The 16,014-nt window shown below is 27.4% G+C and carries 12 protein-coding genes; 2 read left to right on the plus strand and 10 right to left on the minus strand.

Annotated features, from left to right (window positions below; genetic code table 11):
- Positions 1 to 10: 10 nt before the first annotated feature.
- Both trxB and trxA read right to left on the minus strand, forming a co-directional pair.
- Complete coding sequence (gene trxB, locus ALANTH_RS10135) at positions 11 to 940, minus strand: thioredoxin-disulfide reductase (RefSeq protein WP_026808260.1); 930 nt, start codon at positions 938 to 940, stop codon at positions 11 to 13.
- 202 nt (positions 941 to 1,142) lie between these two features.
- Positions 1,143 to 1,460 carry a thioredoxin gene (gene trxA, locus ALANTH_RS10140; protein ID WP_026803997.1) on the minus strand — a complete coding sequence of 106 codons (318 nt, stop codon included), beginning with the start codon at positions 1,458 to 1,460 and terminating at the stop codon, positions 1,143 to 1,145.
- A 191-nt stretch (positions 1,461 to 1,651) separates the two neighbouring features.
- Here trxA and alaS point away from each other — a divergent pair, with 191 nt between their 5' ends.
- Entirely contained in the window at positions 1,652 to 4,207 is a 2,556-nt protein-coding gene (gene alaS, locus ALANTH_RS10145) for an alanine--tRNA ligase (RefSeq protein WP_026808259.1), read from the plus strand.
- A 29-nt stretch (positions 4,208 to 4,236) separates the two neighbouring features.
- Here the strand turns inward: alaS and ALANTH_RS10150 are convergent, their stop codons facing one another.
- Genes ALANTH_RS10150 through ALANTH_RS10160 form a run of 3 tightly spaced genes read right to left on the minus strand, consistent with a single transcriptional unit; the run spans position 4,237 to position 6,669 of the window.
- Positions 4,237 to 4,953 carry an SIMPL domain-containing protein gene (locus ALANTH_RS10150; protein WP_026803995.1) on the minus strand — a complete coding sequence of 239 codons (717 nt, stop codon included), beginning with the start codon at positions 4,951 to 4,953 and terminating at the stop codon, positions 4,237 to 4,239.
- Positions 4,954 to 4,985: 32 nt separating this feature from the next.
- Positions 4,986 to 6,119, minus strand: coding sequence for an MFS transporter (locus tag ALANTH_RS10155; protein WP_081801341.1), 1,134 nt, complete (start codon positions 6,117 to 6,119; stop codon positions 4,986 to 4,988).
- The gene (locus ALANTH_RS10160; protein ID WP_029888410.1) at positions 6,109 to 6,669 is read right to left on the minus strand and encodes a hypothetical protein; all 561 of its coding nucleotides are present in this window, start codon (positions 6,667 to 6,669) and stop codon (positions 6,109 to 6,111) included. Before ALANTH_RS10160 ends, ALANTH_RS10155 begins: the two co-directional genes overlap by 11 nt.
- 57 nt (positions 6,670 to 6,726) lie before the next feature.
- Here ALANTH_RS10160 and ALANTH_RS10165 point away from each other — a divergent pair, with 57 nt between their 5' ends.
- Positions 6,727 to 7,146: a hypothetical protein gene (locus ALANTH_RS10165; RefSeq protein ID WP_026808257.1), complete on the plus strand. Its 420-nt coding sequence runs from the start codon at positions 6,727 to 6,729 to the stop codon at positions 7,144 to 7,146.
- A 163-nt stretch (positions 7,147 to 7,309) separates the two neighbouring features.
- On the opposite strand, the gene ALANTH_RS10170 is transcribed toward ALANTH_RS10165, so the two are convergent.
- The 5 genes from ALANTH_RS10170 to ALANTH_RS10190 all read right to left on the minus strand — a co-directional run bounded on the left by ALANTH_RS10170 (position 7,310) and on the right by ALANTH_RS10190 (position 16,011).
- Entirely contained in the window at positions 7,310 to 9,667 is a 2,358-nt protein-coding gene (locus tag ALANTH_RS10170; RefSeq protein WP_026808256.1) for a TonB-dependent siderophore receptor, read from the minus strand.
- A gap of 151 nt (positions 9,668 to 9,818) precedes the next feature.
- Entirely contained in the window at positions 9,819 to 10,775 is a 957-nt protein-coding gene (locus ALANTH_RS10175; RefSeq protein WP_026808255.1) for a FecR family protein, read from the minus strand.
- 2 nt (positions 10,776 to 10,777) lie between these two features.
- Entirely contained in the window at positions 10,778 to 11,245 is a 468-nt protein-coding gene (locus ALANTH_RS10180; protein ID WP_026803989.1) for an RNA polymerase sigma factor, read from the minus strand.
- A 102-nt stretch (positions 11,246 to 11,347) separates the two neighbouring features.
- Entirely contained in the window at positions 11,348 to 13,789 is a 2,442-nt protein-coding gene (locus ALANTH_RS10185; protein ID WP_228133681.1) for a methyl-accepting chemotaxis protein, read from the minus strand.
- A gap of 257 nt (positions 13,790 to 14,046) precedes the next feature.
- Complete coding sequence (locus ALANTH_RS10190; protein ID WP_026808402.1) at positions 14,047 to 16,011, minus strand: methyl-accepting chemotaxis protein; 1,965 nt, start codon at positions 16,009 to 16,011, stop codon at positions 14,047 to 14,049.
- Positions 16,012 to 16,014: the final 3 nt, after the last annotated feature.

Below are 16,014 nucleotides of genomic sequence, written 5' to 3' on the forward strand. Positions count from 1 at the left end.
AAAATATTCCTTATCCTAAATATTCGATTATATCGACTGCTGCCGTTGCACCATCTCCTGCTGCACAAACTACTTGTTTAGCTGCATCAATTCTTATGTCACCAGCTGCCCAAAGTCCTTTTACACTTGTTCTCATTTTTAAATCAACAACAACTTCACCAGTATCTCTTACATCACATAAGAATGTTCCATCTACTTGTTTTAAAGGAGCATTTAACACATTTCTACCAACAAATACAAAAACACCTGGTGTTGGTAAATCTCGGATTTCACCTGTTTTATTACATTTTACTTTTAGTCCAGTTACACCACTAGCATCTCCAAAAACTTCTTCAACACTTACATTTGTAACTTCTTCTATATTTTCAGTTTTTTTAACATGTTCAATTGTACTTGGTGCTGCTCTATATGTATCTCTTCTATGTACTAAATATACTTTGCTGCACATTTTTGATAAGTAATAAGCTTCTTCTAAAGCAGAATCTCCTCCACCAATTACAGCAACTTCTTTACCTCTATAAAAGAATCCATCACAAGTAGCACAAGTAGAAACACCTCTTCCAAAGAATTCATCTTCACCTTTAAAACCTGCTCTTCTTGGAACTGAACCAGTAGCTATTAAAACTGATCTTGCTTCAAATTCTCTATTATCATTTGTTAAAATTTTAAAAGTATCTCCAGTTTTTGTGATAGTATCAACTTGAGCCATTTCATGTTTTAATCCAAATTTTTGGCATTGTTCAGGCCAAGATGCCATTAAATCCATACCAGTCATAACAGCACCTTGTCCTGGATAGTTTTCAATTTCTGATGAACCTGTGATTTGTCCTCCTGGCATACCCATTTCGAACATAACAACATCTTTCAATCCACCTCTAGTAGCATATAATCCAGCAGTTAATCCAGCTGGTCCTCCACCGATAATCGCTAAATCTAACATCTTAACTCCTTATTTCGTTAGTATAAATGCACCATATTTGAAATGGTACTAAAAAATTTTGTAAGCTATTATAAAAGAACAAACAAAACTGAGGAAAAATTTTATCATTTAATATTTTATGTCTGTCTTAAATAGTTTTTCTAATAAAAAAAAGGAAGATGAAAAACACCTTCCTTTAAACTTCATATAATTAATTTTCAAATTATAATAAAGAGTTAATTTTATCTGTTAATGCTTGTTTTGAAGTAGCACCAATTAGTTGATCTACAACCTCTCCATTTTTCATAAAAATAATTGTAGGGATAGATCTAATTCCATATTTTACTGCTAGGTCTTGTTCTTCATCTGTATTTACTTTGCAAATATTTGCTTTTCCTTCAAAGTCACCAGCTAATTCGTCAATAACTGGAGCAATCATTCTACAAGGTCCACACCATGGAGCCCAGAAATCCACTAAAGATACACCGTTATTTGTTACTTCTGCAAAATTTGAAGCCGTTAATTCAATATATTTTCCCATTTTATTTCCTTTTATTAGATTTTTATAAACATAAGTTCTAATTATATTTGTATGATTAAAACAAAAATATTATATCTTTAGATAACTTAAATTTTGTTTTTGTAGTCTAATATTTTTATAAATTTTATAAACAAAGCTAAATGATTTTTTGGATACTATATTAGAAAAATATTTATATATGGAAAAAATTAATGGATATTAGAAAAGAGTTTTTAGAGTTTTTTAAAAGTAAAGGTCATGAAGTAGTATCTTCAATGCCTTTAGTACCAGATGATCCAACTTTGATGTTTACAAATGCAGGAATGGTTCAATTTAAAGATATATTTACAGGAAATGTGCCTGCTCCAGAAAATAGAAGAGCAACATCTTGCCAACTTTGTGTAAGAGCTGGTGGTAAGCATAATGACTTAGAAAATGTAGGTTACACTGCAAGACACCACACACTTTTTGAAATGTTAGGAAACTTCTCTTTTGGAGATTATTTCAAAGAAGATGCAATAGCTTATGCATGGGAATTTATTACAAAAAATTTAGCTCTTCCAGTTGAAAAATTATGGGTTACAATTCATGATAACGATGATGAAGCTTTTGATATTTGGAAAAAATATATAAGCCAAGATAGAATTATGAGATTTGGTGATAAAGACAATTTTTGGTCTATGGGAGACACTGGTGCATGTGGTCCTTGTAGTGAAATTTTTTATGATCAAGGTGCAGAATATTTTAATTCTCCTGAAGATAAAATGGGTGGAGAAGGTGATAGATTCTTAGAAATTTGGAATTTAGTTTTTATGCAATATGAAAGAACTGCAAGTGGAGAACTTATACCTCTTCCAAAACCATCTATTGATACAGGAATGGGACTTGAAAGAGTTATTGCAATAAAAGAAGGTGTATTTAATAACTTTGATTCTTCAAATTTTAAACCAATTATAGAAAAAATAGAAGAATTAGCAAATAAAAAAGCAACAAAAGAAAATATTGGTTCATACAGAGTTATTGCTGACCATTTAAGAGCAACTTCATTTATGTTAAGTCAAGGTATTTTATTTGGTAATGAAGGTCGTCCTTATGTTTTAAGAAGAATTCTTAGAAGAGCTATAAGACATGGATATTTAATAGGATTTAGAAAACCATTTATGGCAAAATTAGTAGATACCTTGATAAAAATCATGGGTGGACACTATGTAGAATTAGTTGAAAATCAAAATTTTATAAAAGAGCAATTAACACTAGAAGAAGAGAGATTTTTCAAAACTATTGATTTAGGAATGAACTTATTTAGTGAAGAACTAGCAAATACAAAAGAAATATTTAGTGGAGAAATCGCATTTAAACTATATGATACTTATGGATTTCCATTAGACTTAACAGAAGATATGTTAAAAGATAAAGGTATCAAAGTAGATTTAGAAAAATTTGATGAACTTATGGCAAATCAAAAGTCTATGGCAAAAGCTGCTTGGAAAGGTAGTGGAGATGCTGCTAATGATGGAGATTTCAAAGAACTGTTAGAAAAATATGGCTTAAATGAATTTGTAGGATATACTCACGTTACATATAAATCTAAAATTGTAGCATTACTTGATGAAAACTTTAAAGAAGTTACATCTTTACAAAACCAAAGCGGTTGGGCGATGTTAGATAAAACTCCATTTTATGCTACAAGTGGTGGACAAAATGGTGATATTGGAGCTTTAGAACTTCAAAATGGAAATATTATAGTTGAAGAAACTTCAAAATTCCATGGATTAAATCTATCAAAAATTAGTGTAAGAGATGCACAAATATCTCAAAATGATACAGTTGATGCTGTTGTTATACATAGATATGAAGTTGCAAAACATCATAGTGCAACTCACTTACTTCAAAGTGCTTTAAAAATGGTTTTAGGAGATAGTGTTTCTCAAGCTGGTTCATATAACGATAATCTAAAACTTAGATTTGACTTTACATATCCAAAAGCTATGACAACTGAACAAATCAATGAAGTTGAAGATTTAGTAAATTCTATGGTAACAAGAGCCTTAAATGGTGTTGTAGAAGAGTTACCATTAGATGAAGCTAAAAATAAAGGTGCTATTGCTATGTTTGGAGAAAAATATGGTGATATTGTAAGAGTTGTAAGCTTTGGAGAAGATGTATCTATCGAGTTTTGTGGTGGAACACACGTAAGAAATACAGCTGATATTGGAAGTTTTTATATAGTAAAAGAGTCTGGTGTAAGTGCAGGAATTAGAAGAATAGAAGCTGTTGTTGGAGCAAGTGCTATAAAATATGCTAAAGATATTATAAATAAATTTGGTGAAGTTCAATCTGAACTTAAAACAAATGATATGATAGCAGGGATTAAAAAACTTAAAAATGAAATAAAAGAGCTTAAAAAAGAGCTACAAAATGCACAAAATCAAACTTCATCACCTATTGAAGAAACTATGATAAATAATACAAAAGTTATAGTTTCAATAGTAGAAAATGGTGATTTGAAAAAAATTGTAGATGATTGTAAAAATGCAAATGAAAAAGTTGCAATATTACTTCTTCAAGTAAAAGATGACAAAGTTTTATTAGCTGCAGGAAGTAAAAATACAAATATAAAAGCTGGTGATTGGGTAAAAAATATAGCTATTATTGTTGGTGGAAATGGTGGTGGAAGACCAGATTTTGCTACTGCTGGTGGAAAAGATAGCTCAAAAATACAAGAAGCTAAAACAAAAGCTTTAGAATACGCAAAAGAAAACTTATAATTTAAGAGATAGTTAAAACTATCTCTTTTTTAATCATTTAAATAATACTCAACAGTAGATACAATTCTAACTTTTTTGATATGTTCGCTATTTTTATCTCTACTATTTATCTCAAATTGACCTTGAGTAGCTCTTTTGATTTTTCCTAATTTACTTTTTGAATCTTGAGCAAATTTTTGTGCAACTTCTCTAGCATTTGCTGTTGCTTCTTCTATCATTGTTGGTTTTATATCATTTAATTTTGTGTATAAATACTCGATTTTTGAATCCCAATCATCAACTCTAAATAAAATACCTTGTTGTGAAAGTTCAAAAAGTTTTCCGCTTACTTCTCTTACTTTTTCAACATCTTGAGAATAAACATTAATAGTTCTATTTGCTAAATATCTTAAAGTGTAATCTTTAGTTGAATACTCATTTGCCATTTTATCAACAATAGATGGAGAATTTACAGTAATATCTTCTTTATTGATTCCATATTTATTTAAAAATTCTAATATTTTATTTGTATCACTTTCAACTTTTTTTGATAACTCATCTAAAGTTTCAGTTGTACTACTAAATCTTATAGGCCATAAAACAATATTAGCATTTACCTCTTTTTCAGATAATCCTTTTACAACAACAGTTCTTTCTAATTCTTTTGATTTTATAAAACTTGTTGATAAAAAGTACCCTAAACTTGTTAATCCAATAAATATAAAGAAACCTAAAATAAAGGCTGATTTAAAACTTATTCTTTCCATATTTTTTCCTTTTTATAATTTAAAATATTATATCAAAACAATCTTTTATTTAAAAATACTACTAAAACAACAATAAAAGATATAACTCCAAATACATAAAGCATCATATCCCAACCAAAACTTTTATAAATAATAGAGGGAATAAAAGAGCCTAAAGCACCTCCCAAATAGTAAAAAGTCAGATACATACCAGAAGTCAAAGATTTTTGTGAAGCTTTCATAGAGTTTGCTAATTGTGTGCTAACTGTATGAGCAGTAAACATTCCAATACAAAGTAAAAATAGAAGTAAAAATAAATATATGATATTTTCATTTGTTAAAATAACTATTATAAATGTAAAAAAGGCAACTGCTACTAAAATAGTATTTACTTCACCTTTAAAAAATTTAATTATTTTTTTTGCAGTTAAAGATACTAAAATCCCCATACCATATCCTAAATAAAGTAAAGATATTTGAAACTCAGAGAAATTTTCTGATATATCTTTTACTCTAAATGGTAATACATTTAAAACTCCAGCAAATACAAAAAATACACAAAACATTACAAAATAAACGATAACAAACCTTTTATCTTTTAAGATATTTACAATATCATTTATTTTTGGTTTTATCATAGTTGCATCACCACTATAATCTAACTTTCTAATTAAAGTAATAGACAATAAAATAGCTAAAGACAAAGAATAAAATACATACTGATATGCAAAAGTTGTAGCTATAAATCCTGAAAATATACGCCCTACAAGTCCACCAAAAACAGTAGCTGCTACATATATTGACATATTGAATTTTACATTTTCTTTATCTATATTTGCCAAAATACTCATCAAAGAAGTCAATATTGCAGGGATTACCAAAGCTTCACAAATTCTAAAAAATAAAAACATCTCATAACTTGTAGATAATCCCAAACATATATTCGTTACAAGTAAAATAAAAGAAGCATTTATAAGCATTTTCTTAGCACACATTTTTTCTAAAATATATCCATATATGATTGGAGAAATTGCCATAAAAAGTAGTATTACAGCAGTAAACCAAGAAGCCTGAATAACAGTAATATCAAATTCTTTTGCTAAAAGTGGTTGTAATGGCTGTGTAGCATACATCACAGACATTACAACTATAATACAATAAATAATAATTAGAAGATTAATTCGCAAAAGATTGGCTCTCTTTTACAAAATAGTAGTTGATAAAATTCATTCTTACCAAACTTTTAAAATAGTCTGTATCAAGTCTAGATTTATCCAAGTATTTATTTACATAAGAAGGATCAAATTGTTTTATAAGATTTGTAGAGTAAATTCCTTTATAATCAATAATTAATAAATCTTCATAAACTTTATACTTACTTATAATATTCACATAAGAATTATCATTTACTAAATATGTACTTACTTCAACATTATCAAATTCTACTCTTTCTACAAGTTTAAAGTTTGATTTTATCGTATCTTTAAACAACTCTACAAAATACCCTCTTGCAAGGCCATTCCATTTACATGAACTATCAAGGCTTATATATTCACTAAATATTTTTCCATAATTTTCATCATCACTTAAACTAATATATGAAAAATTTGTACAACTATCAAAAGTATTCTGTTTTTTTATGTTTGAAAATTCACTTTCTTTTAAACTTAAGTTAGTTGTTGAACAGGCTGTAAAAAAAAGAAAAACTAAAAGAATTAGAATATTTTTTATATACATTTTTATCCTTTCAAAATTATTTGATTATAATAAGGCAATTTAGTTTAAAGAGAAGTTATGACATATAAAGAGTGGTTTTTACAACATTCTATAAAACATCAAAATATTTTAAAAAAGCTTGAATACAAAACTAAAAGTGATATTATAGAGTACTTTAAATTTGAAAATATGATCAAAAACGAACAAAATTTCTGTCTTTTGTATAAAGAAAATAAAAAATGCCACAATATAGATGATTTGAATTGTTATTTATGTGCTTGTCCATATTTTAGATTTAATGATTTTGGAATAAAAAAAGAGAACAGTAAAACTATATATTCATTTTGTAATATAAACTCAAAAAAAGGTTCAGTTTTTGAAACAGAAGAGTATATTCATCAAGATTGTTCAAACTGTATTATCCCACATAAAAAGAATTTTATAGAAAAAAACTTTGATAAAAGCTGGTTAAATATTATGAGAAATGTTGAAATATAATTTAAAAAAGTTATATCTAAATACCTTTAAGTATGAGTTTCAAAGTAAAGGAAAAGGAGAAAATCTATTTACTATCAAATTTTTAATCAAAACTAGCGAAATAAAACTACCTTGAAACTCATGCCTAAAAGTACAAAGAGAGTAAGAACTCTCTTTATACTTTTTAGAATTTATACTTTAAACTAACCAGAGCATTAACAGGTTCACCATAAGCATATGCATCACTTGAGTATCCAGCATAATATGTTTTATCAAATAAATTATTTATATTTAACTGTCCAGATAAATTTTTACTAAAGTTATAAGATGCCATCAAATCAACAGTTGCATAAGCATCTTGAGTAACTTCTTTTGTCCCAGATTTCATAAATCCTTTACTTTTCCAGTTTACTCCAGCACCTACACTAAAGTCATTCATACTATATTTTGTAAAAATATTTATATTATTTCTTGGTGCACTTGTATTTACTTTTTCTTTTTTCGCATCTTTTGCTTCGAAGTTTGTAAATCCTAAACTTAAATCCCAATTATCAGTAAGTTTTCCAGAGATTTCAAGTTCAACTCCTTTTGAAGTTACACCATCTTTTGTTTTATAAATACTAGTTCCAGTAGTAGGATTTTTATTTCCAGTATATTCAGCAACATTGTCTTGTTCTATTCTAAATAATGTTATTCCAGCATTTAATCTTTTATCAAAATACTCTCCTTTTACTCCAACTTCATAGTTTTTACCTACAACTGGGTCTAAAAGATTGTCATTTTCATCTTTAAAATTTTGTGGTTTAAAAATATCTGTATAACTAGCATATGCAGAGTGATTTTCATCTATATCATAAACTAAACCTACAAAAGGTGTAAATTCATTCTTTACATCATATTTTGTTGTTTTATTATTACTATAAGTATACATTTCATATTCCCAATTTGTTAATCTTCCACCAAGAATAAGTTTTAAATCATCAACTATCTCAAATTTACCAGTAAGATAAAATGCTGTTTGTTGTGTATCAGTATCTTCATATTTTGGTTTAGGATTAGGAGTTCCTATGAAAGGCATTTCACTTCCATTTTGAGTAAAAAAATTACTTATTTTAGTATATTTAGATAGAGTTGCACGACTATAATCTGTTTTTTGTTTATTGTATTGGAATCCTGCAATGATTTCATGCTCTCTATTAAAAATCTTTAAAGGAATAGAACTATAAATATCTAAATTATCCTCTTTTATATTTTGTAACCAATTTCCAAACTCTCTATATTCTAATCCTGAACCATCTTTATTAAGTCCTGGGTCAAAATCTAAATATCCATAGTTATTGTCTGTTTTTATATCATTATGTGTATAAATTACATTTAATAATATATCATTTGGTAAATATTGTTTAACATCTAAAAAATATGATTTTCTCTCCGTATCCCAATATGACCAATCAGGTGAGTAGTTTTTTGACCTATCAAAGTTTGTTTTTGTTCCATCTCTATAAAAAGCTGGTAAATTATTTGAATCACCATCTAACTTTTCTTTTTCATAACTAGCACCTGCTGAAATTGTAGTAGTATCTGTAATATCAGCATCAACTACTGCATAAACTAAATCATTTTCATTATGTACTCTATCTTTAAAAGTATCTGTTTCTTTATGACTTGCTACTAATCTTGCTCTTACACTTCCATCACTATTTAATGGTGTAGATATATCTGTTTTGATTTTATATGTATCCCATGAACCTGCACTTGCATCTATACTTCCAGTGAATACTTTACTATTTGCATGTTTTCGTACCATATTTATAGCACCACCTGGATTTCCAGCTCCTGATTTGAGTCCATTTGAACCTTTTACTATTTCAACTCTATCAAACTTATCTAAATTGTAGTTACTTATTGAATAACCATAAATTATCATTGGAATACCATCCATTTGATAGTAATCTAAATTAAAACCTCTTAATGAATAAGAAGCTCTATTATCAAAAAGACCTTTATCACTTCCTACACCAGTTACATTTTTCATTAAAGTATCAAAATCATCTATTTTTTTATCTTCAATAATTTGTTGTGTTATTACGGATACTGATTGTGGAGTTTCTCTTATAGATAAATCAAGTTTTGTAGCAGTTCTCATACTTCCAGTTGTATATGAATTACTCCCCTCTGTTGTACTTCCTAAAGCACTTTTTACTGAAACATCATCAAGTATATATGTTCCATTTATTATTTTATATGAAGGTATCTCTTTGATAATAATAGTGTTATTTTCAATAGTCGCATTAAGTCCAGAACCTTCTAAGACTTTAGTAAGAGCTTCTTTTAAATCTTGTACATTTTCAATATTTGTTGCTTTTTTACCATCAATTAGACTTTCATCAACAATAAATGATAGCTTAGATTCTTTAGAGATTTTTTCTAAGGCTTGCTTTAAACTCATATTCTTTATAGTATAAGCTTCTTGTCCCAATAAAGCACTACAAAGTAAGATTGCACTAGCAGAAGTTATAAACTTTGCTTTTAACTGTTCCATTTTCCATCCTTTTGTTTAATTATAAGAATAATTCTTAGTACATTAAAACGAAATAGGAATCAAAAATCGGACACATTTTTTTACAAATTTTGAAATTCGTTGAGATTTTATAAATTATAGATATAAAATAGAGAATATTTATATATAAAAATTAATTTATTTCTACTTTATTTCCATTCTTTATAACTTTTATAGGATAGATTTTTTGAATAGCAAAAATAAATCTATCAACTTCTAAAGTATTGAATTTTCCACTAAAAAGTTTATCTTCAAATTTCTTATTTTTAAAATCTATTTCTAGGTTTTGATATCTTGAAAAGCTTTTAAATGCTTCTTTTAGAGTAGTTTTACTAAATATTATCTCATCATGTTCCCAAGGAGCAATCTCTTCAAGAGGTGTTTTACCTATATATTGTAGAACACCTATATCACTTATGATTACTTTATCCCCTTGTTTTAGAATAGATATCTCTTTATTTGGTCGTATAGTGCTTGTATCAAAACTTACTTTTACTGCACCTTCTTTTACATTTACAGTTGTTATGTTATCCAAGTTTCTAACTTCAAATTTTGTACCTACTACTTCTATCTTAGTTTTTCCAGAGTCAATTATAAATGGTTTATTTTCATCTTTTGCAACTTCAAAAAAAGCTTGTCCATTTTCTAAAAGGACTTTTCTTCTATTATTAAAATAACTTACACTTAGTTTTGTATTTGTATCTACTGATATTTTTGTACCGTCTGGAAGCAAATCATTTTTTACTGTATTAAAAGCTGTATGATAACTTTGAGTATAGTTTGGTATAAAAAACTTATACCCTATAAATAAACAGGCTAAAATAGCAGCAAAACCTATAAGAGGTTTTACAGTTCTATCTATAAATTTCATTTTTCTGATACTTTTATGTGCTTGTTTACTTAAAAATTCAGATTGCTCTTTTGGAATACTATTAAAGATACTATAAATAACATTTGCTTCATTGAAAGCTTTTTTATGTAAATCACTTTTTTCTAGCCATAATTCAAACTCTTTTTCTTGACTTTGAGAGAAACCTTCTTTTCTTAAAGTTGCCCAATGTATAGCTTCATCTTTTATTTGTTCTTTCAAATTTATTCCTGATCTATTATTAAATGTTCTTGTAATTTTTTTATAGCTCTATTGATATGTTTTTCAACAGCATTTTGAGTAATTCCCATAATTTCAGCTATCTCTTTTCTTGTATATCCATCTATTGAGTGTAAAAGAAAAGCTTCTTTACTCCTTTTTGGCAAAGTATCTACGATTTTTAAAAGATTTTTATATTGATTGTCTGATATTGTAACTTCATCAGGTTGCTCATATTTTGGACTTACAAAGATTTCTTCTTGAAATTCTATTTGAAGTTTTTGTTTATTTTTTCTTGCATAATCAATTACAATATTTTTTGCAATTTTATATAAGAAAGAGCGATTCACCTCTTTATCTTGTTCAACAGTAATAGCTCGTAGATATGTTTCTTGAGTAACATCTTTGGCTCTTTCTTTATCACCAATTAGTTTTGAAACATAATTTAATATTTCTTTATAGTGTTCTAACATGTCTTTTTTATATAGTAATTTTGAGTTATATTATTAAATAAATACTTAAAATTATCTTTAAATAAGATTTCTATTTAAAAAATAATCATAGAAAGTGGGAGCTTAAAAGCTTTCCCACTCATCATCATCTTTTGTACTACTTTTTATGATAGTTGGTTGTGAAGTTTTTTCTATTTGTTTTGGTTTTGAGTTTATCTCTACTTTTCTTTTTACTATCTCTATCTCTTCTTTTTTCACTGAGTTATACAATGTTTTAGCTTTTACTTCATTCTTACCATTAAACTCTTTTGCGTTTGCATCTTCTACTATTAGTTTTGCTATCTCATCTGCGTTCAATGCTATCTCATTTGTTTGACTTGCTACCATCGCATTTTGTTGTGTTTGTCTATCTAGTTCATTTACTGCATCATTTATTTGTTCTATTCCAGAAAGTTGCTCTTTACTTGACATCTCTATATCTGATATTAGGTTTATTGTTTGAGAAATACTCTCATTCAATTCTTTATATCCATCTATCATTGTTGTTGCTATATTTTTACCTTCATTTGCTTTTACTGTTGCTTTCTCTACTATATCTTTTATCTCTTTTGCTGCTTCTGCTGAACGAGATGCCAAATTTCGCACTTCTTGTGCAACTACAGCGAACCCTTTTCCTGCTTCTCCTGCTGTTGCTGCTTCTACTGCTGCATTTAAGCTTAGGATATTTGTTTGGAATGCTATATTATCTATTACACTTATTGCTTCATTTACTAGATTTACTTGTACATTTATTTCATCCATTGCAACTGTTGTTTTATTTGCTAGTACTTCTCCATCTTTTGCGCTAGAAGTTACATTTGATGAGATTTTTGACATCTTTGCGATACTCTCTGTATTATTCCTAATATTTGAAGTAATCTCTTCTAAGGCTGCTGCTGTTTCTTCTAGAGATGCTGCTGCTTCATTTGAAGATAAATTTAATTTATCTACATTCTCTAGTAGCAATTTTGAGCTTTGTTCTAAAGTCAATCCATTAGCTTTATTCTCTTTTAGCATATCATTTATAATTGTTGCTAGGTTATTTATTCCTTTAGCTACTTTTCCATTATCATTCTCTATTTTTACTCTAAAGTCTAGTTTACTAAATTTATCTAATACTTCTACTACTTTATTTACATCTGTACAAATATTATTCATACTATTCTCTAGCATCTCATTAAAGTTATTCTTTAATTCTTCTAGTCCTGTATTTACTGTTGTTTTCTCTATCCTTTTATTTAGGTACCCTGCTTTTACTTCATCTACTACTCTTTTTACATCATTTATCAATATTTCATCTTGTTTTATTAATTCTTGTGTTTTTACTATATTTTCATTGATGACTTTTGCCATTGTTCCAAATTCATCTGTTGATTTTATATTGATTGCTGTTGTATTTCCTGATTCTTTATTTAAAAATGCAAAAAATCCTAATAATCCGCTACTTATTGTTGTTAAGTTCTTACTTAATATTCGCATATTAAACATTATTATTAAAGCAATAATTACGATGATAACAACTGCAAATATAATACTAAAATTTCTATTTTCATAAGCACTTTCTAAATATACATGTTCAGGAACAGATCCCATTATAAGCCAATAAACTCCAGTATTTCCAAATTCAAATGGATAAGTAACAAAATAAGAGTTTTCACCTGTAGCTTTTGCAACAGAGAAAAATTCATAAGATTTACCCTCTTTTTGATTTGCTATTGCTTGTAATCTATCTTTATCTCCATTTGCTAAAGGGGAAAAAGCTTTACCAATTCTAGCTTTGTCTTTATGAGCTACGATAATATCGTGATTTTCAATTAAGTTAAAATATCCTGCACCTAAAATAGTCAATTTACCAATTTCTTCATCTATTTGTGCAAGTTCAAAATCAACTCCAACTACACCAATAATTTTATCATTTATAATAAGTGGTTGAGAAACAGATACCATTAAAATACCTTTAGTGCTATCGTTATAAGGTTTTGTAACTGAAACTCTTCTATTTTCAATAGCTGGTTTTATATGCTCTGCATTTTTATCATAATTAGATAGATGATTTATATCAAAACCATTCTTTTCTCTTATTACATATGGTGCAAAAACTCCATTTGGAGCGTAGTAATCACTCTTACTTGTACCATCATTTTTAGCAAATAAATATGAATCATCTTCAAAAGCTACCCAACTTGAATATAAAAGTGAATTATGTCTTAACATATCTTTTTGAAACTCAACCATTCCCTCTTTTGTTAGAATCTCATTATGCTCTATAGCAACTTTGATTCTTGACTCTAAAGAATTAACAGAACTAATAGATAAATCTAATTTAGATTTTATCTCTTCACCCCATCTTTCAACATCACTTTTAACATAAACTTTTGCTTGTTCTTCAATTGCATTATAAGTTACGCTACTTGTTATTGTAATCATAAGCCCTAGTGATACAATAACCGTTATCAATAAGATTATAAGTAACTTTGTACCAAAATTTAATTTCCCCATGTGTTCTCCAAATTTGATTTTTAACATATACATTTTACTTGATTATATTTATACATAATTTAATTTTATAAATAATTTTTTACTTTCTTAAATTGTATAGTATAGAAATTACTCATTTGTTCTAATAACACCATATAATTATTATCTCATTAGAATTATTTTTTAATAATATTTATCTAATAATATATTAAATTGAAGATTTATTTAAGTTTATTATAAAGCTAAAATAAAAAATTATTCTATTTTTTACTAGCTTTATAGAGATTTATTTGATTTTTAAAATATTAAAAACTCTCCCACTCTTCATCTTTACTATTGTCTTTTATAACTGTTGGTTTTGAAGATTGAGGAGTTGATAATTTTTTATTATTTGTTGTTTGTAACTCTTTTGTAATTTTTACTTGATTTCCTATCTCTTTTGCTTTTACTTGATTTTTACCAATAAAATCTTTATTGTCTACATCTGTAACTATAAGTTTTGCAATATCATCTGTTAATATTGCTATATCATGTGCTTGAGATGCAACCATAGCATTTTGTTGTGTTTGTTGGTCTAGTTGATTTACAGCATCATTTATTTGTTCTATTCCTAAGAGTTGTTCATTTGAAGCATTTTGAATATCAGATATTAAATTCATAGTTTGAGATATACTATTATTTAAATCTTTATACCCTTCTATCATACTATTTGCAATACTTTTCCCATCATTTGCTTTTCTTGTAGCAAGTTCTACTATATCTTTTATCTCTTTTGCTGCTTCTGCACTTCTTGATGCTAGATTTCGCACTTCTTGTGCTACTACTGCAAATCCTTTTCCTGCTTCTCCTGCTGTTGCTGCTTCTACTGCTGCATTTAAACTTAAAATATTTGTCTGGAATGCTATATTATCAATAACACCAATAGCCTCACTTATAGCTGCTACTTGTGCATTTATCTCATCCATTGAAAGATTTGTTTGATTTGCTAGTTCTTCACCTGAATTTGCTGAATTTGTAACATTTTTTGAGAAATTTGCCATTTTCTGAATACTCTCAGTATTATTTCTAATATTTGAAGTAATCTCTTCTAATGCTGCTGCTGTTTCTTCTAAAGATGCTGCTGCTTCATTTGAAGATAGATTTAACTTATCAACATTTGCTAAAAGAAGATTCGAACTTTTATCTAATGTTAAACCATTTGATTTATTATCTATCAACATTTGTGTTATTGAATCACCTAAATGATTTACACCAGTTGCTAGTTTTAATAAATGCTCTTTTAAACCTTTTTGATCTATTTTATTCAAATAGCTATAAGTTGAATACTGTTCTAGTATATTTAATACATTATCTATATTATGTTCTAAATTATCAGCCATTTTATTTAATACTGATTTTAGTTCCATTAATACTGGATTATTTACACTTTGATTTAATCTTTGACATAAATCTCCTTGTTCAAATTCTCCTAAAACTTCTATCGTCTCATCTATTAATCTTCTATCTTCTTCTATACCTTTTTTTGTCTTTGTAATATTTGCATTTACAATTTTTGCCATTTCACCAAATTCATCTTTTGCAGTATCATTTAGTAACATAACGTCTTTTTGTTCTAAATTTAAGTATCCAAAAAATCCAAGAAGACCATTTTTAAATTGATTTATAGAATTTACTATCGAGTTTGAAATAAGAATAGAAAAACTTATAAATACCAAGATAGAAACAACAGCTATTTCAATAAGTCCAATATTCAAAGAAGAATACGCTTCATCTCTTAATTCTAACGCACTATGATTAATCTCATCTATTTTTTTTGCTGCTTCTACACCTGTACTTGCCATTTTTGTGATAGTTTGTAGCATTTCTTTACTATCTTGGGTATTTGTTTTTAGATTTTCTATCTTTTCATTTGCTAAGTTTTCAAAAGATTTTAAATAAGCATCGATCAAAGCAAGGGCTTCATCACTTAAATCTTGATTCTTTTTAAGTGTAAATAACTTTTTAACTTCAACGATTTTATTTTCTAAATCTTTCATAGCAGTAACAGCTTTTTGTTTGCTATCTTCATTGGCATCTCTTAAAAATGCTGCCACAACCAATCTTGTTTCTAAGATACTTTGTATCAATTTTTCAGTAACAAATGCAGCATTACTTCTCATATTTGCTACGTTACTATAGTAATTATACATGAATCCTGAACCTATAATAATTAAAAGAAATATCATAGGAAATAAGATTAACTTCGATTTTGTACTAATTTTATTTAACATTCT

Source organism: Aliarcobacter lanthieri, from assembly GCF_013201625.1.
In the GTDB taxonomy this organism is placed as follows: Bacteria; Campylobacterota; Campylobacteria; order Campylobacterales; family Arcobacteraceae; genus Aliarcobacter; species Aliarcobacter lanthieri.

Excerpts from the sequence above, each read along its gene's own strand:
- trxB (WP_026808260.1), bottom strand. The coding sequence starts at position 940 with ATGTTAGATTTAGCGATTATCGGTGGAGGACCAGCTGGATTAACTGCT.
- trxA (WP_026803997.1), bottom strand. The coding sequence starts at position 1,460 with ATGGGAAAATATATTGAATTAACGGCTTCAAATTTTGCAGAAGTAACA.
- alaS (WP_026808259.1), top strand. The coding sequence starts at position 1,652 with ATGGATATTAGAAAAGAGTTTTTAGAGTTTTTTAAAAGTAAAGGTCAT.
- ALANTH_RS10150 (WP_026803995.1), bottom strand. The coding sequence starts at position 4,953 with ATGGAAAGAATAAGTTTTAAATCAGCCTTTATTTTAGGTTTCTTTATA.
- ALANTH_RS10160 (WP_029888410.1), bottom strand. The coding sequence starts at position 6,669 with ATGTATATAAAAAATATTCTAATTCTTTTAGTTTTTCTTTTTTTTACA.
- ALANTH_RS10165 (WP_026808257.1), top strand. The coding sequence starts at position 6,727 with ATGACATATAAAGAGTGGTTTTTACAACATTCTATAAAACATCAAAAT.
- ALANTH_RS10170 (WP_026808256.1), bottom strand. The coding sequence starts at position 9,667 with ATGGAACAGTTAAAAGCAAAGTTTATAACTTCTGCTAGTGCAATCTTA.
- ALANTH_RS10180 (WP_026803989.1), bottom strand. The coding sequence starts at position 11,245 with ATGTTAGAACACTATAAAGAAATATTAAATTATGTTTCAAAACTAATT.
- ALANTH_RS10185 (WP_228133681.1), bottom strand. The coding sequence starts at position 13,789 with ATGTTAAAAATCAAATTTGGAGAACACATGGGGAAATTAAATTTTGGT.
- ALANTH_RS10190 (WP_026808402.1), bottom strand. The coding sequence starts at position 16,011 with ATGTTAAATAAAATTAGTACAAAATCGAAGTTAATCTTATTTCCTATG.